At 68.2% G+C, this 19,377-nt stretch carries 14 protein-coding genes; 5 read left to right on the top strand and 9 right to left on the bottom strand.

Features of this window, described 5'->3' with window-relative positions; all coding sequences use genetic code 11:
* From IU514_RS00760 to IU514_RS00740, 5 genes are all read right to left on the bottom strand, one after another.
* On the bottom strand, positions 1-600 hold the full coding sequence (locus IU514_RS00760) for a DUF922 domain-containing protein (protein WP_194929160.1): 600 nt from the start codon (positions 598-600) through the stop codon (positions 1-3).
* Positions 601-732: 132 nt separating this feature from the next.
* Positions 733-1,302: a DUF922 domain-containing protein gene (locus tag IU514_RS00755; protein WP_194929159.1), complete on the bottom strand. Its 570-nt coding sequence runs from the start codon at positions 1,300-1,302 to the stop codon at positions 733-735.
* On the bottom strand, positions 1,302-1,652 hold the full coding sequence (locus tag IU514_RS00750; RefSeq protein ID WP_194929158.1) for a DUF1304 domain-containing protein: 351 nt from the start codon (positions 1,650-1,652) through the stop codon (positions 1,302-1,304). Before IU514_RS00750 ends, IU514_RS00755 begins: the two co-directional genes overlap by 1 nt.
* A gap of 71 nt (positions 1,653-1,723) precedes the next feature.
* Positions 1,724-2,860 (bottom strand): NAD-dependent epimerase/dehydratase family protein, encoded by a 1,137-nt coding sequence (locus IU514_RS00745; protein ID WP_194929157.1) that lies wholly within the window; start codon positions 2,858-2,860, stop codon positions 1,724-1,726.
* A 68-nt stretch (positions 2,861-2,928) separates the two neighbouring features.
* Positions 2,929-4,254: an NTP/NDP exchange transporter gene (locus tag IU514_RS00740; protein ID WP_194929156.1), complete on the bottom strand. Its 1,326-nt coding sequence runs from the start codon at positions 4,252-4,254 to the stop codon at positions 2,929-2,931.
* Positions 4,255-4,421: 167 nt separating this feature from the next.
* Between IU514_RS00740 and IU514_RS00735 the strand changes: the two genes are divergently transcribed.
* Both IU514_RS00735 and IU514_RS00730 read left to right on the top strand, forming a co-directional pair.
* Positions 4,422-6,014 (top strand): GMC family oxidoreductase, encoded by a 1,593-nt coding sequence (locus IU514_RS00735; RefSeq protein WP_194929155.1) that lies wholly within the window; start codon positions 4,422-4,424, stop codon positions 6,012-6,014.
* Positions 6,015-6,235: 221 nt separating this feature from the next.
* Positions 6,236-7,618: a serine hydrolase domain-containing protein gene (locus IU514_RS00730; RefSeq protein WP_194929154.1), complete on the top strand. Its 1,383-nt coding sequence runs from the start codon at positions 6,236-6,238 to the stop codon at positions 7,616-7,618.
* A gap of 348 nt (positions 7,619-7,966) precedes the next feature.
* Here IU514_RS00730 and IU514_RS00725 read toward each other — a convergent pair whose 3' ends face one another.
* From IU514_RS00725 to IU514_RS00715, 3 genes are all read right to left on the bottom strand, one after another.
* Positions 7,967-8,407: a hypothetical protein gene (locus tag IU514_RS00725; protein WP_194929153.1), complete on the bottom strand. Its 441-nt coding sequence runs from the start codon at positions 8,405-8,407 to the stop codon at positions 7,967-7,969.
* A gap of 1,030 nt (positions 8,408-9,437) precedes the next feature.
* Positions 9,438-9,833: a glycine cleavage system protein GcvH gene (gene gcvH, locus IU514_RS00720; RefSeq protein WP_194929152.1), complete on the bottom strand. Its 396-nt coding sequence runs from the start codon at positions 9,831-9,833 to the stop codon at positions 9,438-9,440.
* An 80-nt stretch (positions 9,834-9,913) separates the two neighbouring features.
* Positions 9,914-10,552 (bottom strand): 2-hydroxychromene-2-carboxylate isomerase, encoded by a 639-nt coding sequence (locus IU514_RS00715; RefSeq protein WP_194929151.1) that lies wholly within the window; start codon positions 10,550-10,552, stop codon positions 9,914-9,916.
* Between the two features lie 307 nt (positions 10,553-10,859).
* Between IU514_RS00715 and IU514_RS00710 the strand changes: the two genes are divergently transcribed.
* The 3 genes from IU514_RS00710 (at position 10,860) to IU514_RS00700 (ending at position 18,029) form a co-directional block, all read left to right on the top strand.
* Positions 10,860-13,280, top strand: coding sequence for a winged helix-turn-helix domain-containing protein (locus tag IU514_RS00710; RefSeq protein ID WP_194929150.1), 2,421 nt, complete (start codon positions 10,860-10,862; stop codon positions 13,278-13,280).
* 142 nt (positions 13,281-13,422) lie between these two features.
* A complete protein-coding gene (locus IU514_RS00705) occupies positions 13,423-16,119 on the top strand; it encodes a YadA-like family protein (protein ID WP_194929149.1) in 2,697 nt (898 codons plus the stop codon).
* 95 nt (positions 16,120-16,214) lie between these two features.
* Positions 16,215-18,029, top strand: coding sequence for a S8 family peptidase (locus tag IU514_RS00700; RefSeq protein WP_194929148.1), 1,815 nt, complete (start codon positions 16,215-16,217; stop codon positions 18,027-18,029).
* 150 nt (positions 18,030-18,179) lie between these two features.
* On the opposite strand, the gene gcvT is transcribed toward IU514_RS00700, so the two are convergent.
* Positions 18,180-19,286, bottom strand: a complete 1,107-nt coding sequence (gene gcvT, locus IU514_RS00695) for a glycine cleavage system aminomethyltransferase GcvT (RefSeq protein WP_194929147.1) — start codon at positions 19,284-19,286, stop codon at positions 18,180-18,182.
* Positions 19,287-19,377 lie beyond the last annotated feature (91 nt).

Here is a 19,377-nt window from a genome sequence, read left to right as displayed (position 1 = left end):
TCAGAAATCGAAGCGCACGCCCTGCGTGGCGCCATAGTCGGTAAGGGCATCGTAGCGGCGGGTCAATCGCGTGTATCGACGCAGTTGCCCCTGCGCCGCCCGCTGCAGGGCTCGCGCCAGCAACGCACAGGTCTCCTGTGGCGGCACCGCCAGCATGGCTTCACGCGTCGCCTCGGCCGCTTCGCGGCCATGCTGCACATGCGTGGCCTCGTGCAGCCGGAGGCTCGACAGGTAGCGGCGCCACTCCCGGACCGTCGGACCGTTGCCTCGATCGCCATCCCATCGCGGCAGCGTCGTGCGGATCGCGGCGTAGATATCCAGGCTGTCCAACGCGCACCGCCCATCGCGCATCTCCAGCCGGTGCGACCAGGAGATGCTCCAGAGCGTCGTGCCGGCGGACTGGCGTCCGGTCGACACGTGCGTCGGACCGTGCAACTGCATCTGCACGGCGAGTTCGCGCAGGTCCTGCCCATGTATCGGGTAGTACTCGACACGCTCTTCCAGATGCACCTGCCCCGGCACCTGTGCGCCAGCGACTGCGAACCACAGCAGGCCGGACAGGCCCAGCCATCGCACTCGCACGACGGCCCGCATCGGCATGCCGCGACTCCGTTCGAAGGATCCGGTGATCAGTCTAGGCCACCCGCGTGCCATGAACGTGCGCGGTGCCTGTTGCTTGTTCGTGCCTCCGCAGCATTTCCGCTCGGACCGGCCCGGCCCTGGGCCTGGCCGCTAAGGCCGGCTCACCTGTCGCAGGCGGGCGCCCTGGGTCGTCCCGAAACCAGTCTGCGCGTCGTACTGGCGCGACAGCGCCGCGAACCGCTTCAGTTCCTTGCGCGCAGCACGATTCATTGCGCGCTCCAGTTCATCGCAGCCGGGCTGGTACGGAACCGCCCACAACGCATTCCTCACGGCGATGGCAGCTTCGCGTGCGTGCTGCCGATGAACGTATTCGTGTTCCTGCACGCTGGACGCGTAGCGCCGCCATTCACGGGCCAGGGGCTGGTTGCCCTGCTCGCCCGCCCACTGCGGCAACGTCATCACGATATTCACCATGACGTCCACGTCCGACACGCGGCAACCGCCTTCGTGCGATTCGCCATGATGCGACCAGGTCACGGTCCAGTAGGTCAGCGCATTGGAACGCCGGCCGGTCAGCGGCTGCACGGGGCCGCGAGCCTGCATCTGCTCGGCCAGCTCATTCGGGCTGCTCCCCTCGATCCGGTAATACTGGATCTGTTCGTTGATCAACACGTCTGGAGACGCCGGCGCGCCCAGCATGGCGAGCAGCAGCGACAGCATCAGGCCAGGCACACCGCAGCAATCGCCGCGAGCGCCGGAACACCCTGCACGTAGAAGATGCGACGGTTCACCGTCGCCGCGCCGAAGGCCCCCGCCACCACCACGCAGCCCAGGAAGAACAGCGCGATGTCGCTACGTCCGCTGATCGCAGCCCAGACCAGGCCTGCAGCGAGGAAGCCGTTGTAGAGCCCCTGGTTCGCAGCGAGCACGCGCGACTGCTCGGCCTTCTCCGCAGACTGCCGGAACACCTTCAGGCCCAGTGGCCGGGTCCACAGGAACATCTCCAGCACCAGGAACCACACGTGAAGGAGCGCCACCAGCAGCACCAGCACGACAGCCAGCATGGACATGCCCGCGACTCCGTTCGAAGGAAGTGGGTCCCAGTCTAGGACAGCGGCGCGCGCAGTGAACGCGCACACGGTTATCTCGTGACCGCGCCTTCCCGCTGATGCCAGGCCTTCAGTACCTCGGCCTCGCGTTCCGGCGCCAGTCCCGCCTTCGGCTTGGCACGGCGTGCATCGGGCAGGCTGCGCCAGTAGTCGAGCGTGTCGCGCACGGTGTCGCGCAGCGGACGCCAGGTCAGCCCGGCTGCCTGCGCTTTCGCGCTGCTGATGCGGCCGAAGCCGGCGTATTCCCCCTGTGCCGGAATCCACGCCGGCATGTCCTGCCACGGCGACACTTTCTGCGCCTCGAGGAAATCCGCCGCAACCCAGGTCAATGTCGACGCCGGTGCCTTGCGCTCGCGCGCGACGTCCTGGCAGGTCTTCAGCAGCTCGCCCATCGTCAGCTTTCCAGCCGGCGCATCGGCGTTGTAGATGCCGACGTGACGGCGCTCGATCGTGGTCAGCAGGAACGCCGCAAGATCGCGTACGTCGATGAACTGGGTCGGGTCGGCGGCGCTGCCGGGCGCGAGGATCTCGCCACCGCGGTCGGCGCGCGCCGGCCAGTAGGTGAAGCGATCGGTGTGGTCGCCCGGCCCGACGATCAGGCCCGGCCGCACCACCGTGACGCGGCCCGGCATGCGGTCCTGCGCGGCCTTCTCGCAGAGCGCCTTGAGGCCACCGTAGGTCTCGCCGGTGACCTCGGTGACGTTGGGATCGGGCAGCTCGATCAGCGGCGCGGATTCGTCCTGCCCCGGCGTGTCGGTTTTCGCGTAGACCGAAATGGTCGAGACGATGACGTACTGGCCGACGCGCTTGCCCAGCAGTCCGGTCGAACGCGCGACATCGGCCGGCAGGTAGGCGGAGGTATCGAGCACCGCGTCCCAGCGGCGGTCGCCTTCGAGCGCGCTCATGTCGGTCTTGCGGTCCCCGTGCAGCTGCTCGACGTCCTGATAGTCGTCGCCGGCGAAGCGCTCGGGATTGGTCTTGCCGCGATTGAACAGTGTCAGGGTGTGGCCGTGGGCACGCGCGACATCGACGAATTGCGGGCCGAGGAATCCGGTGCCGCCCAGCACCAGGATCTTCAGCGGTTTGGCCGCCTTGCGTGCGAAGGCCGGCAGCGCCAGCAGGCTCGCCCCTGCAAACGAGGCGGCGAGGAAGTCGCGGCGGTTGGTCATCGTGGCGCCTGGCGTGGGATCAGCGCGCAGCGTGCGGCGTCATCCGTGCACGCGGCATGCGCCGAAGGTCACGACGCCGCCGTCTGGGCCGGCGCGGCAGGTTCGCCGCCCTCGACGCGACGCGACAGGCGCCAGCCGATGGTCGCGGCCGTGAGCGCCGCCAATGCACTCATGCCGGCGAAGCCCGCGGTCACGACACCCATCGAGCGCAGGCCGTTCATCGCCAGCGCGATCGCGGTATCGCCGAAACGCCACACCGCGGTATCGACCGCGTTCTGCCCCTTGTATCGGACGCTGCGCGGCACGCGTGTGTAGAGGCTGTGGCGCGCGGGCTCGGCCATCCCGTAGGCGAGGCCGCGGCTGACGATCAGCGCCACCGCTACCGCCGGCATGGCACCGAGCATGGGGGCATGCGGATCTGGCGAGACGATCACCAGCGACAGCACGCCGATGCTCACCAGCGCCCAGATCAGGATCACCGTGCCGGGCCCCTTGCGCGGCAGCAGCCAGCGCGTGACGGTGATCTGGGTTACCGCGGTGAGCGTGTTGGCCCACAGGTCCACATTGGCCGCGAAGCGCGTGCGGGCGACCGCGTCGGTGAAGGTGGCACCGGAGTAGTCGGCGACCAGCGCGTAGTTGACGGTCCCGATGCCGTCGGCGAGCAACAGCAGCACCGCCATGCCGCGCATGAAGGGGTCGGCGAAGATCTGGCGCAGGCCGTCGAACATGCTTCCGCCGATGGGCGCTTCGTGTGCGGCCTCGTGGCGGCGTGCGCCGTGCACGCGGGCCCATCGGCCCAGCAGGACGATACAGACCACGGCGATGCTGAGCAGCCCGGCAGAAACCATCAGCAGGGGCGCCACACCGATCACGTCGACCAGCGCGCGCGTCAGTATCGGGCCGGTGACGGCGCCGGCGGTCCCCGCCACGGCGATGATCGGGAACAACCGCCGCGACTGTTCCGCGCTCCAGATGTCGGCCATGAAGCTCCAGAACACCGACACCACGAACAGGTTGAAGACGCTGACCCAGACGAAGAACACCGTGCCGAGCGCGCGCGGGCTCAGCAGGCCCTCCTGGGTGAACAACGGCACGAACCCGAACAGGCAGGCGATGAAGAACACGTACACCACCGGCACCACGAGGCGTCGCGGATAGCGGGCGACCAGGGCACCGAACACCGGCGTCAGCGCCAGCGTGGCCAGGAAGGTGGCCGCATAGAACCACGGCAACTGGGTCGAGCCGACCGCGGCAGAAAGCTGCTCGCGCACCGGCCGGATCACGTAGTAGGCCGCCAGCACGCTGAAGAAGTAGAGGAAGGACAGAGCGACCGCACGCCACTCGCCGCCCAGGATGCGCCGGGCCGGCACGCCTTCGTCGTGGCTGGGCGCCATTGCGCTGCTCCGAAAACCGGTGGCGGCACGTTAGCCGATCGCCCACGCCGCCGCCAGCCGAAGGGATGCCTGCCAGCGGCCGCCGGGAGCATTTGCTCTAATGGCGGCGCTTACGGTCGGCCAGCCGCAGGCAGTTGGCTTCACGGGCGCGGGGCGCAGAGAGACAAGTGTTCGACTACATCATCATCGGTGCCGGCTCGGCCGGCTGCGTGCTCGCCAATCGCCTGTCCGAGGACCCGCACGTCAAAGTGCTGCTGCTGGAGGCCGGCCCGCGCGACCGGCATCCCTTCATCCACATGCCGGCCGGACTCGCCAAGCTGGTCGGCAAGAAGAGCCTCAACTGGGACTACCACACCGCGCCGGAGCCGCAGCTCGATGGTCGCACCCTGTGGTGGCCGCGCGGCAAGGTGCTGGGCGGTTCCAGTTCGATCAACGCCATGTGCTACACGCGAGGCGTGCCGGCCGACTACGACGAATGGTCCGCGCACGGCGCCACTGGCTGGGACTGGAAGTCGGTGCTGCCCTACTTCCGCCGCAGCGAACGCAACGAACGCGGCGGCGATGCGCTGCACGGCGACCAGGGGCCGCTGTACGTCTCCGACCTTCGCCACACCAATCCGCTCTCGCACGTCTTCATCGAAGCCGGCCAGCAGGCCGGCCACCCGCGCAACCGCGACTTCAACGGCGCCGTGCAGGAAGGCTTCGGCCTCTACCAAGTCACCCAGAAAAACGGCGCGCGTTGCTCCAGCGCAGTGGCCTACCTCGACCCGGTCCGCGAACGCCACAACCTGACCATCGTCACCGGCGCGCACGTCAGCCGCATCACTTTCGACGGCCCGGCCGGTTCGCGCCGAGCCAGCGGTGTGGTCTACACCGCGCACGGCAAGGCCTACCACCAGCAGGCCGCGCGCGAAGTGCTGCTCAGCGGTGGCGCGCTCAACTCCCCGCAACTGCTGATGCTGTCCGGCGTCGGCCCCGTCGCGCACCTGCGCCGGCTCGGCATCGACGTCGTCCACGACGCACCGCAGGTCGGCGAGAATCTGCAGGACCACCTCGACATCTGCACGCTGCAGCACTCCACGCAGGCGGTCACCTACGACCGCCTCAGCGACGCCAAGGTCGCGTTCGACTATTACCTGCGCGGCCACCGCGGGGTGGGCAGCAGCAATATCGCCGAAGCCGGTGCGTTCGTCCGCTCGCGCTTCGCACCGGACGCGCGGCCCGACATCCAGCTGCATTTCGTGCCGGCCATGCTCGACGACCACGGCCGCCATCGCCTGTCCGGCGACGGCTACACGGTGCATGCATGCCTGCTGCGCCCACGCAGCCGAGGCCGCCTTTCGCTGGTCAGCAACCGCGCGGCCGACAAGGTGCGGATCGAAGCGAACTACCTGAGCGATGCGGAAGGCTTCGACCTGAAGATGATGGTCGAGTGCGCCAAGCTCTCACGCGAGCTGCTGGCGCAAAAGGCTTTCGACGCGTATCGCGGCACGCCGATCTTCCCGGCCCGCGACGACCTCGACGACGCCAGCCTGGCGGCCTTCGTCCGGGCCAAGGCGGAAACCATCTACCACCCCATCGGCACCTGCCGCATGGGCAACGACGATGCGTCGGTAGTCGACCCGCAACTGCGTGTCCGCGGTGTCGAAGGCCTGCGCGTCATCGACGCCTCGGTGATGCCGACGCTGATCGGTGGCAACACCAACGCGCCGACGATGATGATCGCCGAGCGCGCCGCCGATCTGATTCGCGCCGGATGATGCCCGGAGCGGCTTCGGGTACGCGTTATTTCCAGCAGGAGAACGGGGTTTTCCCCGGTATTTCCTGAATGCGCTCCGCCCCATTCATCCAAATGGATGAACTGAGACGGCACGCAACAAAACCCTGTAGAAATCAAAACGCTGAGGCCCGCTTTTCCCCAAACCCCTGAGATCGGCGTTAGAATCCGGCGCAATCTCAGCATCCGCAGGCGCTGCGACCGATGAATCACCACTCGAATCCGCGGTCACGGAAGGCCTGGCGTTACGGCACCTTTGCCGTTCTTATCAGCCTGACCTTGGGTTCGGCCGCTCAAACCTCGCTGCGCTGGGATCCGCCGCAGCCGTCCACGCCTTCACCTGCCGCGGCCAAGCCCGCGGTGGTTGCCGCCGTTGCACCTGTCGTCGCGAAGGCTCCGGAACATCCGTTGCCTGCGGGCTTCGATGCGCGGCATTTCGAAGGCATGGCGCAGCAACTGGTGGCGAACCGTCGCGTGCCGGGACTGGCGATGGCGATCGTCCACAACGGGCAGGTCATCAGCGCCCGCGGTTATGGCGTCACCGACGCACGCGCCGGCCAGCCGGTCGATTCGCATACGGTGTTCCGCCTCGCGTCGCTGTCCAAGGCCTTTGCCGGCACGATGGCGGGCCTGCTCGTCAACGACGGCACCCTGCGTTGGGACAGCAAGCTGGTCGACTACATGCCGACGTTCCGCCTGAGCGACCCGTATGCGGCTCGCCAGGTCACCGTCGCCGACCTGCTCAGCCATCGCGTCGGCCTGACCCACAACACCTACGACCGCGACCTCGAAGCCAACGTCGATTACCGGACGCTGACGCAGAAGCTGGCCAACGCGCCGATGAACTGCCAACCCGGCAGCTGCTACGGCTACCAGAACATCGCCTTCAGCCTGATCGGCGACGTCGTCTTCGCGGCCACCGGCGACTTCTACACGCAGGAAGTGCAGCGCCGCATCTTCAAGCCGCTCGGTATGAACGACGCCAGCCTCGGTCTCGACGGGATCGAGTCCAGCCCGCGTTGGGCCCGCCCTCACGTGCGCGGCCGCGGCGGCTGGGTGCCGTTGATGCCGAAGCCGAACTATTACCAGGTCGCGCCGGCGGCCGGCGTCAACGCCAGCGCCTCCGACATGGCGCAGTGGCTGCTCGCGCACACGGGGCACCGCCCTGACGTTCTGCCGGCGCCGCTGCTGGCGACGTTGCACCAGCCCCTGGTCAATACGCCGAGCGAAACCCGCGGTTCCTCGTGGCGCCGTCAGCGCCTCAATTCCGCCGGCTACGCACTTGGCTGGCGCGTATACGACTATGCAGGCCATCGCGTCGTCTTCCATGGCGGCGCCGTACAGGGATATCGCGGCCTGGTGGCACTGCTGCCGGAAAGCGACCTCGGCATCGCGCTGATGTGGAACAGCGAGAGCTCGCTGCCGTCGGGAATGCTGCCGACGATCCTCGACCGCGCACTTGGCCTGCCTACGCAGCGCTGGCTCGATGTCGATTTCGACGACACGACGCTCTACGCCGAATCGGGCGCCGCGCCCGCGGTCAATGTCGGCGCCAGCGCCGCCCGCGCGACTGCCTCACCGCAGTAACGCCGTACAGCACTTCCGCCTGACACCGGGGCCGCGCATCGCGCGGCCCTTTTTTCGGTCCTGCCCCGCGGGCTGAAACTTCTGGCTGCTTCAAGGCCACCCTCCGGGAAGCAGGCCGCCCATCGACTCCGACGAGCCCGCGATCGTTCCCGAGCGCAGGCCGGATCGTTCTGTCCTGGCCTCCGCAATCGCTCTGCAGGAGAGAAGGCCTGGCGCATTCGCTCGCGTCGAGGTAATCCCGAGCCGGCGCGCCGCGCCAAGCATTTTCCATGCCCCATAAAAAAACTCTCCCCCCGCCTGGGCGCGGGGAGAGAGCTTGATTGCTACGGTACTCGGGGTTTTTCTTTTTTAGATCATCGGTGCCGGGGTCGCCGGCATGGCAGCCGCGGCGGCCTTCTTCGCGACCTTGCGGCGAGCGGCCTTCTTGACGGCCTTCTTCACGACGCGCTTGGCAGCAGCCTTACGCACGGCCTTCTTCACGGCCTTCTTGGCAACGCGCTTGGCAGCAGCCTTGCGCACGGCCTTCTTCACGGCCTTCTTGGCAACGCGCTTGGCAGCAGCCTTGCGCACGGCCTTCTTGGCGACCTTCTTGGCTACCTTCTTGCGGGCGGCCTTCTTGGCGACCTTCTTGACGGCGCGCTTGGCAACGGCCTTCTTCACGGCCTTCTTGGCGACCTTCTTGGCAACCTTCTTGGCAGCAGCCTTCTTGGCGACCTTGCGGACGGCCTTCTTGGCGACCTTCTTCGCAGCCTTCTTGGCGGCGGGCTTTTTCTTAGCAGCTTTCTTCATGGCCATGGTGTGGATCCTCGTCAGTAGTCGATCAGTGGTCTTTCGGGTTTACAGCCCAGGTCAAACCAAAGGAGCGGGAATCGGACCCGCCTCCAGCCGGCGATGCGCCAGGCGCATCGCAACGGATTCAGTGCCTCCTACCGCCCGGAGGCGGAGGACACCGCGCGCGGAAGAAGCCTCGCGGACGCGGGTGGCCACACGTGGTGGCCAAACAAAAACCCGGCCCACCGAAGGCGAACCGGGTTTCAGGGAATCTGTCTTTCGCGATTTCGCAGAGGAAACGAATCCTGCTTCCACCGTTTCGACTGCCCGGTCGGAGGTTCGTTTAGTACTGCATGTTGTCGCGTTGGTTTTACTCACTCGCTTCCGCAGGAAACGTCTGCTGGGCGAAACCTAATCACGGTTTTTCGGACTGTCAACAACTCCGGAGGTTTTTTTTTACGGCCCGCCCTGCCCGGGGTCGCCTGCGAACGCCCCCGGGCAACCGCAGCACACGTGCCCGGATTTAGTCCGGACTAACGCGTGCGAAAGAAACGCAATCAAAAAAACACTTCATTTCAGCATTCGAATAAAAGGCACTTCACCGTTGCGACGACGCGCATGGGTGTCAAAGGCCTGCGCGCAGCCGAACCCTTCGAGGTGATTTTCGGGCCTGCTGCACACCCAAAAAAAGTTTCCCGGAGGCGGTCCTATTTCGCGTCGCACAAGCCCATTTGCGCGAAAGTGCGCGAACTCATTTCCACTTTCTACGGCCCACTCGAACGACTCGGAGGCGCCTGCACAGTCGATCGGCACTCCGGTTCGCATCGCGAATACCGCCGGATCGGATGCGCTGGATCACTCGTGGCACAGCGCGAAACAGGCGAACTCGTTTCCCGATTTCGCGGCCTCGCTCGATGACTCCGGCCGATATTCGAGACGGAAGCGCGAGCGGCGCGGGAGCCGCGGGCGGACGAGTGCGGCGCTGCCGCCCAAAAAAAAACCGGCCGCACATGGCGGCCGGTCCAGGTCATACAGGGACGAGCTGGGCTCAGTGATCTTCGTCTTCCAGCAGCTCGGCATAGTCGTCCGGGCCCAGCAGCTCGTTGAGCTGTTCCGGCTCCGCGAGCTCGACGGTGAAGATCCAGCCTTCGCCGTAGGCGTCTTCGTTGATGGTCTCCGGCTTGTCGGACAGCGCCGAGTTCACCGCGATGACCTTGCCGCTGACCGGCGCGTACACGTCCGAGGCAGCCTTGACCGACTCGACCACGGCACAGGCATTGCCCGCTTCGACGCGGTCGCCAACGTTGGGGAGCTCGACGTAAACCAGGTCGCCGAGGAGTCCTTGGGCGTGGTCGGAAATGCCGACGGTCGCCTTGCCGTCGCCATCGACGCGGACCCATTCGTGGGACTTCAGGAACTTCAGATCACCGGGGATTTCACTCATGGCTGGCCTCGAACTCTGCGGGGGACGGCTGGGACGGCGGCTAGTTTAACGGCGTGACGTCATGGTGCGACAGGGTGATGTCAGCGACTTGTGTACGGCCCCCGGCCGCTGACCAGGGCATCACGCAATGCGTCGATCCGGTCCTGCCCCCAGAACGGCTCGCCATTGAGGACATATCCGGGCAAGCCTGGCAGGTCCGCGGCGATGGCCGCCTGCGTGTTGCGCTCGTATATCTCGCCCGAGACGGCGCCCTCCGCCTCCGCCAATACTGTGCTGGCTTCGAAGCCCTGCTCGGTCAGCAATCGCGCGACAAGCTGCGGATCGGCCAGATCGAGGTCTTGCGCCCACACCGCGCGGAACGCGGCGTCCATGAATCCGGATGGATCGGCGCCCGCTTCAGCAAGCGCGATCGTGCAACGGTCAGCCAGCGCGATGTCGACCGGGAAGTACTTCGGCGCGAGGTTCAGCGGCAAGCCGCGCGCTTCTCGCCAGCGCTGCAGTTCCACCAGCCGGTAGCGCTGCCGCGCAGGAGCACGCTGCCCGAGAGGCAGGCCACCGTTAGCGGAGAACAGTTCGAATATGCGCGCCGGCCGATAGACCAGGCGGGCGCCGGCCTCGCGCGCCACCGCCAGCACCTGCGCATGCCCCAGATAGGCATAGGGCGACATCAGGGTGAAGTAATAGTCGACGGTCGGCGTGGCGGCGTCCTGCGGACTCATCTGGCATGCACCCCTTCTTGTTGGCTGAGATCGCTGGCGCATGAACCTGCTCCGGCGCCGGCCATGCTATGTCGCAGCAGGGCCCCACGCGAGGCCTCCGGGGAACGCATTTTCCGGGTGCCGGTGATGAATAAATTCGCAGGCGCCCGATCGCGGCCCGCCCTATCATCCGGCCTGTTTCATTACTTCATCTGTGCAATCCACTGGACGTGGGACTGGCCGCTTGTCGCGCCGGAGTTGGGCACGGCAGGTCGAAGGGTCATGGCGCCGCAGCGGCGCGGACCCACCGGACTCGGTTACTCCACCGATGCACTCGCAATCCGCGACGAAGGTCGCCCGCTATCGCTTTGGCGCGCTGGTGCTGGATCCCGCCAGGCGCGAACTCCAGCGCGACGGAGACGCACTGCTGCTGCCGGCACGCGCGCTCGAATGCCTGCTCTATCTGATCGAGCACCGCGACCGCGCCGTCGGCCGCGACGAACTGGTGCAGGCGGTGTTCGCGCGCCCCGACGTCTCCGACGCGCAACTGGCGCAGATCGTGCTTCGCGCTCGCCGCGCCATCGGAGACGACGGCCAAGGCCAGCGCGCGATCCGCACCGTGCCCCGCTTCGGGTTCCGCTGGTGTGCGCCGGTGACGGTGCTCGAAGAAGCCACGCCGGAGGCGGCAAGCGTCGCACTGCCCGGGCCGGCAAACGAGCCGGCCGCAACGGAGACACCGTGCAATCTCGCCGCAGACCCGGTCGAACCCTTCGCATGCGCGACCGCTGCCGCACGGCGCACGGTCGCCTGGCGCTGGCGCACGCAGGCTGACTTCGGCTTCGTCACGGCATTGTTCGTCGCACTCATGTTCCTGTTCGGGCCGTGGCCCTGGGATCGCTCCGGAGTTGCCGACGCACATGCAGGCGCGACCGGGCACGGCGCGATCGTCGTGCTGCCGCTGCACGTGAGCGGTCCCGGCGACGCAACGTGGGCGCGCCTGGGGATGATGGATTACGTGGTCGACCGCATGCGCCGCGCAGACCTGCCGGTCTGGTCGAGCGAGGCGACGCTGAGCCTGCTGCGCGCAGGCGACCACGCCCAGCCCGATCCGCAATGGCTGCGCCGGCACACCGACGCCGAATGGATCGTTCGTGGCCATGCGCGTCGCGAGCGCCAGCGATGGCAGGTGACCCTGACGGCCACCGACGGCACGGGGCTGATGCAGCGCGGCGTCGCCAGCGATGTGGACCTCGTCGCGGCGACGCGCGTGGCTGGCGACCGTCTGATGTCTGCGCTCGGCGCGGTCTCGCCAGGCGGAGCGTCTGCATCCACGGGTCTGGAGGAACGCATGTTGCGCGCCCAGGCCGCGGTGCTCGCCAACGAATTGGATGTGGCCAGGCGGATCCTCCTTGCCGCGCCGGAACTGCAGCGATCGGCGCCGCAACTCGGATACAGGCTGGCACAGATCGACTTCCGTGCCGGCCGCAACAGTGCCGGGCTGGCGGCGGTGACGCGGTTGCTGGGCAGCCGCGAAGCGATTCGCGATGCCACCTTCCGCGGCCAGTTGCTCACGCTGCGAGGTTCGTTCCTGATGCGGCTCGATCGCCATGCCGAGGCCGCGCAGAGTTTCGACGAGGCCGTGGCACAACTCGAATCGCGATCCGGCGGCATCGATCTCGGCCGTGCACTGAATGGGCGTGGTAGCGCGCACTCGGCCCGGCAACAGTTCGATGCGGCGTTGTCGGACCTGGGACAGGCGCGGGTGCAGTTGTTGCGATCAGGCGACCGGCTCGCCGTGGCGCGGGTGGACGGCAACCTCGGCATCGTCGAGATGGAGCGTCGGCGCCCCCAGCAGGCCGTGCAGTACTTCGCCAAAGCCGAGCGCGACTTCGAGGCGATGGGGGCGGCCAATGAACTGGCCGGCGTGCGCAGCATGCTGACCGCCTCGCACCTGCAGCTGCTGCAGACGGGTGCCGCACTCGCCGTCAGCGAACGAGGTTGGGCGATGCGCTCGCGCGTGCGCGACCCAACCCAGGTTGCGGACCTGCTGCTGGCGCGCGCCGAGGCTCTGATCGGCGCAGGCCGCCTGCGCGAAGCGCGCGAGCTGCTGCGCATGCCCGAAGCCGGTGGGGCGGCGGCCACCGATTTCGGCCGCCGCGAGTTCCTGCAGGCGGAACTGGCGCGGCAAGCCGGAGACACACGCTCCGTTGCAATGCTTGCGACAGTTGCCTTGCAGGACTGGCCGGCCGGACGCAATCCACGCCTACGCGCCTGGATGCAGGTGCGTCGTAACGAGGCCGCGCTGCAGGCGGACCTGCCCGTCTTGCGCGAGGCTCCCGACGTATTCGCAGGCGATCCGCTCGCCCGCACGCTGGATGCCGCCTTGCGCGATCGACGTGCGGGACGCGACATGCAAGCCGGACTCAGCTACCAGGAGGCGATGCGCCTGGCCGAGTCCGGAGGCATCCCGGGCGAGATCGCCCATGCGGCCATCGCCTATGCGCACTGGTTGATGCAGACCGGGGAACTCGACGAAGCCGCGTCGCTGGCCGGACGCGTGGCGCCCTGGGCCGAGCACGACTTCGAACTGGCGATGCTGCAGGTCGAGCTTTACCGGCGGATGGAACAGCCGCGCGAGTGGCGCGCCGCGCTCGAGCATGCCCACCGACTGGCCGGCGAGCGTCCTATCCCCGCGGAACTGAGCCTGGCACCGCGGCCGACGGGCGCAGTGGCAACCGCAAGCCCCTGATCCACTGCCGGAAACGCGTCGATAAAGGAATCGTCAAACGATTGGAATGACCTTCTTCGCCAGGCCATGACAGCGTCGTGAGCTCCTGGCGCGTGCTTCACCTCTCCGGAGCAGGCGTCCCACTCCAAGAGACCGACGCACGATGAAGCGCACCAAGTTGCACGTAGCCATAGCCCTGATGCTGGCCGCCCCGCCGGCCGTATACGCACAAACCAGTAACACCGACGCGCCCCCCTCCCCCACGCCGCCCAGCGATGCCTGCCGGATCGTCGAGTCCGCAGAGCCCGATGCGCAGGGCCATTACCGGGCCGTCCTGGAATGCACGCGACCGGCGGCCGCCGGCGGTATCGCCACCACCATGCTCGTGTCCGACGGACGCGCACTGAAGCCACTGCCCGCCGACACCGACGGCATCAGCTACTTCTCGTCCAATGGCATCGGCGACGGCAGCGACGATGCGGTCTCGGGCACCTCCGCGCTGGCGGCCGGCCCCGCGGCGGCGGCGATCGGACTGGAATCGGTGGCGATCGGCCTGCGTTCCACCTCGACCGGCATCTGGTCGGTGGCGATCGGCCGCGATGCGGTCGCGCAGACGCCGCGCGACATCGCGATCGGCCCGATGGCGAATGCCGCCGGCAATGGCGCCGTCGCGATTGGCGGACCGACCAGTTGGGTTGGCGGCTGGCACAAGACGGAAGCCACCGGCGCGTTGTCGACCGCGGTGGGTTCGGCGTCGATGGCGAGCGGCAACTTCAGCACTGCGATCGGCGTGGGCGCCGTCGCGTCAGGCGAAGACGCCACCGCGGTGGGCGAGAACGCACTCGCCCAGGGCGAACAGGGCACCGCGCTCGGTCTGGCCGCGAAGAGTTATGGCATGGCCAGCATTGCCGTCGGCGTCGGCGCCGTCGCCAACGGCGAAACCGCCGCGGCGTTCGGCTCCTTCAGCCAGGCCGCGGGGAACTTCACCGTCGCGACGGGCATCGGCGCATTTGCCGGCTACGACTATTCGAGCGCACTCGGCGCCTATGCCAGTGCATTCGGCTTCGCTTCTACCGCGGCCGGCACCGGTGCCATCGCCACCCGCGTCAACAGCACGGCATTGGGCGGTTCCTATTTCGTCGGCGCGCAGGACGATGGCTCCGGCTGGACGGACTTCGTCCGCTCGCTCGCCGATGGTGAAGGCGCGACCGCCGTCGGCGCCGGTGCGCGGGCACTGGGCGAGCGCACGCTCGCCAGCGGCGCCTTGAGCCAGGCCATCGGACTGGAAAGCGTGGCCAGTGGCGCGCTGTCGATGGCCGAAGGGGACTACGCCACCGCGCTCGGGTCAGGCAGCAACGCGATCGGCATCGGCGCTTCCGCGCTCGGCAGCGGCGCGATGGCACGCGGCGAGTTCAGCAGCGCGATCGGCTTCAACGCCGTCGCGGCCGGCGACCTCAGCCTCGCCCTCGGCGACGGCAGCGAGGCGAGCGCGCTGAACAGCGTCGCGCTGGGTGCGGGCTCTGTCGCCGACCGCGACAACACCGTGTCGGTCGGCGCCGCCGGACAGGAGCGTCAGATCGCTTACGTCGCCAATGGCGTCGAGGACCACGATGCGGTCAACGTCCGCCAGCTGCGCGAGGCAGGCCTGGTCGACGCCGGCGGCAACGCCTTGCATGCAGTGACCTACGACGACGTATCGGGAGGCCGCATCAGCCTGGCGGGTGCCGGTGGCACCGTGCTGGCCAACCTGCGCGCCGGTGCGATCACGGCCGGCAGCAATGAAGCGATCATTGGTGCGCAGCTGTTCGCGGCCGGCCAAAGCCTCGCCGGTGTCATCGGCGGCGGCGCGACGATGGACGCGTTCGGCACCGTGAGCGGAGCGCGCTTCACGGTCATGGGCAATGCATTTGGCAATGTCGGCGACGCACTCGCGGCATTGGATCGCGGCTTGAACGCACTCGATGGCCGCCTCGCGACCATCGAGGCCGCGGCACCGGGTTCGCCTGCAGGCAGTGGTGCCAGCGACAGCCATGTCGCCGTGGACGGTGGCACCGCCGGCAGCGACGACGCGCATGCCGCCCAGGGCACCGGCGCGGTGGCCATCGGCTCCAACGCCGACGCAGGCGGCAGTAACGGCGTCGCCATAGGCCGCGACGCGCACGCGGCCGGACCGAACGACACCGCGCTCGGCGGCAACGCCCAGGTGCATGCCGACGGCAGTACCGCGGTCGGCGCCAACAGCGTCATCGCCGCGACGGCTACCAATGCGGTCGCGGTTGGCGAAAGCGCGTCGGTACAGGCTGCCTCGGGCACCGCGCTCGGCCAAGGCGCGAGCGTGGCCGCGAATGCGACCGGCGCAGTCGCGCTGGGCCAGGGCTCGGTCGCCAACCGCGCCAACACGGTGTCGGTGGGCTCGGCCGGGCACGAACGCCAGGTCGTCAACGTCGCCGACGGCAGCGCGGACACGGATGCCGCCAACGTGCGCCAGGTGAATGCCGGTGACGCGCGCACGCTGAGCGAAGCCCGTGCCTACACGGACCAGCGCTTCAACGACCTCATCACCGCGCCGATGGCCGAGATCGACGACCTGCGTGCCGAGATGGGCGACCGCTTCGACGAGACCGATCAGCGCATCGACAAGATGGGCGCGATGAACGCGGCCATGCTGAACATGGCCACCAGCGCGGCCGGCGTGCGCACGCAGAACCGCGTCGGCGTCGGCGTGGGTTTCAGCGGCGGTGAACAGGCATTGTCGGTCGGCTACCAGCGCGCGATCGGCGAGCGCACCACGCTCACCGTCGGCGGCGCCTTCACCGACGACGAAAGCTCGGCGGGCGCCGGTATCGGCTTCGGCTGGTAAACGCCCTTCCCCTTGATACGCATGGCGGCCCGCGCGCCGGGCCGCCTCCTGCGCTGCATTCATGCCGGTCCGCCGGCATCTCCAGGAGTCATTCCATGTACCAGTTTTCCCGTCTCTCCGCCTGCGCGCTCGCCGCGGCCATTTCCGTCGCCGTGCTCGGTGCGGCCGATGCCGCAGGCCCCCGATTCGTGGTGCGGGCCACCGAAGCCCCGTCGTCCCGCGCAGCCGCGGATGCGATGACGCGCCGATACATCGTCCGATACCGCAACGGCACGGCGCAGCGCGCAAGTACGCTGCAGGCGCTGGGCGCGGCGCGCACTGCACTGAGCCGTTCCGGCATCGCCGCAGCCAAACCCGGACTGTCGGTTCGCCACCTGCGCCGGCTCGCCGGCGGCGCCGACGTGATCGAACTGTCGCGCCCGCTCGACCGCGTTTCCAGCGCCGCGCTGCTGCGCACGCTCGCCAGCGACCCCGCCGTGGCCTATGCCGAGCCCGACCGTCTCCTTCAGCACACCGGCATGGCCGCACCGTCGCTGATGCCGAACGATCCGTACCTGGCGCAGTACCAGTGGCACCTGCACAGCCCCATTGGCGGCATCAATGCACCCGCGGCTTGGGACAAGTCGAACGGCGCAGGCGTGGTCGTGGCGGTGATCGACACCGGAATCACAGACCACAACGACCTCGACGGCAACATGCTGCCCGGCTACGACTTCATCAGCGACGCCTTCGTCTCGCGCCGTCCGACCGACGAGCGCGTCGCCGGCGCGCACGACTATGGCGACTGGAACAACGACGACACGCAGTGCCCGCTGCGCTCGAGCAGCTTCCACGGCACCCATGTCGCCGGCACGGTCGCCGAGATGACCAACAACGGCCGTGGCATGGCGGGCGTCGCCCACGGCGCCAAGGTGCTGCCGGTGCGCGTGCTCGGCCGCTGCGGCGGCTACTTGTCCGACATCGCCGACGCGGTGGTATGGGCGTCCGGCGGCAGCGTGCCCGGCGTGCCCGCCAACACCAACCCGGCCGAGGTGATCAACATGAGCCTGGGCGGCCCGGGCGCCTGCGACGTCACGCTGCAGTCGGCCATCGACACCGCCGTCGCCAACGGCACCACGGTCGTGGTCGCGGCGGGCAATGACAACGACGATGCGTCCGGCTATGCGCCGGCCAGTTGCAATAACACGATCACCGTCGGCGCCACCCGCGTGACCGGCGGCCGCGCGAGCTATTCCAATTACGGGTCGCACGTCGACCTGTCGGCGCCGGGTGGCGGCGGCGGCGTCGACGGTTACGACGGCTATGTCTGGCAGGCGCTCAACGACAGCCTGACCGCGCCCGAATTGGGCGCTCAGGTGTACGGCGGCATGTCCGGCACCTCGATGGCATCGCCGCACGTGGCGGGTACCGTGGCGTTGGTCCAGAGCATCGCCCCGGCACCGCTAACGCCCGCACAGGTCGAAGCGCTGCTGAAAGGCACGGCGCGCGCTTTCCCGGTAGCGATCCCGTCGGCCACGCCGATGGGCAGCGGCATCCTCAATGCCAAGGCGGCCTTGAATGAAGTGGTGCCGTGCCAGGGCCCGGACTGCGAAAGCTCCGCACGTCCGATCGCCAACAAGATGCCGGTGGGCGGATTGTCCGGCGCGATCGGTACCGAACTGCTGTACTCGCTCGACGTGCCGGTGGGCGCGAGCGGCCTCAGCTTCATGACCTATGGCGGCAGCGGCGACGTGAGCCTGCTGGTCAGCTACGGCACGGTTCCGACCGCTCTCGCTGCCGACGTGCGCTCGGTGCGGCCCGGCAACAGCGAGAGCGCGCGCATCGCCGTGGCGCGTGCGGGTACTTACTACATCAAGGTGGTCGGCGTGAAAGCGTTCGCTGGCGTGACATTGGAAGCACGCCACAACTGACGGCGTCCGGCGCGGCGAACCTCTCCCCATGGCGTCGCGCCGGTCGCCTGTCATCTCTCGCGAAGCAGGGAAGCCCCGGGCTGGATGCCCGAAAAAACTCGAAGCCGGCTTTCGCCGGCTTCTTTTTGCTCTTTCACTTCGTGCGGCAACTCAGCCGAGCACGCCTTCCTGCGCCTGGCCATCGCGCACGAACGGGAACTTCACCACGCGCACCGGCACTTCCTTGCCGCGGATGTCGACGCGGACGTTGCCCGGAGCACCGGCCGGCACGCGCGCGAACGCGATCGCCTTGCCCAGCGTCGGCGAGAACGTGCCGGACAGGATCTCGCCCTCGCCGTTGTCGGTCAGCACCTTCTGGCCGTGGCGCAGCACGCCCTTCTCGTCCATCACCAGGCCGATCATCTGGCGCGGCACGCCCGTGGCCTTCTGCGCTTCCAGCGCGCCGCGGCCGATGAAGTCGCGGCCTTCGTCGAGCGCGACGGTCCAGGCCAGCGCGGCTTCGTACGGCGAGACGGCATCGTCCATGTCCTGGCCGTAGAGGTTCATGCCGGCTTCCAGGCGCAGGGTGTCGCGCGCGCCGAGCCCGGCGGGCTTCACGCCGGCACCCAGCAGCTCGTTCCAGAACGCGACGGTCTGCGCTTCCGGCACGACGACCTCGAAGCCGTCCTCGCCGGTGTAGCCGGTGCGGGCGACGAACACGTCGATACCGCTGACCGTCTTCGCCTCGCCCGCGGCGAACTTGCCGAGCTTGGTGATGGCGGCGCGGTCTTCCTCGCGCAGCAGGCCGATCACCTTCTCGCGTGCGCTCGGGCCCTGCACGGCAACCATGCCGAAGTCGGGGCGCTCGCTGACCTTCACGTCGAACGCCTTGGCCTGCTCGGTGATCCACGCCAGGTCCTTCTCGCGCGTGGCGGCGTTGACCACCAGGCGGAAGAACCCGTCGTTACGGAAATAGATGATCAGGTCGTCGATCACGCCGCCCTGCGGGTTGAGCATGCAGGTGTAGAGCGCCTTGCCCGGCACCTTGAGCTTGTCGACCGAGTTGGCGACGAGGTTGCGCAGGAAGTCGCGCACGCGCTCGCCCTTCAGGTCGACCACGGTCATGTGGCTGACGTCGAACATGCCCGCGTCGCTGCGCACCAGGTGGTGCTCGTCGATCTGCGAGCCGTAGTGGATCGGCATGTCCCAACCGCCGAAGTCGACCATCTTGGCGCCGAGAGCGCGGTGGGCGTCGTTGAGGATGGTCTTCTGGATCATGGCCGGGCCTTGCGTGGAGTGAGCCCGGCATTATCCCAGATGCGGCGGGCCCTCGCCGGCCCGCTTCGCATACGCCGGCGCACGTGGCCGG

This window comes from Lysobacter niastensis (genome assembly GCF_015453285.1).
GTDB lineage: Bacteria > Pseudomonadota > Gammaproteobacteria > Xanthomonadales > Xanthomonadaceae > Lysobacter_J > Lysobacter_J niastensis.
This window is presented reverse-complemented; position numbering and strand designations above follow the sequence as displayed.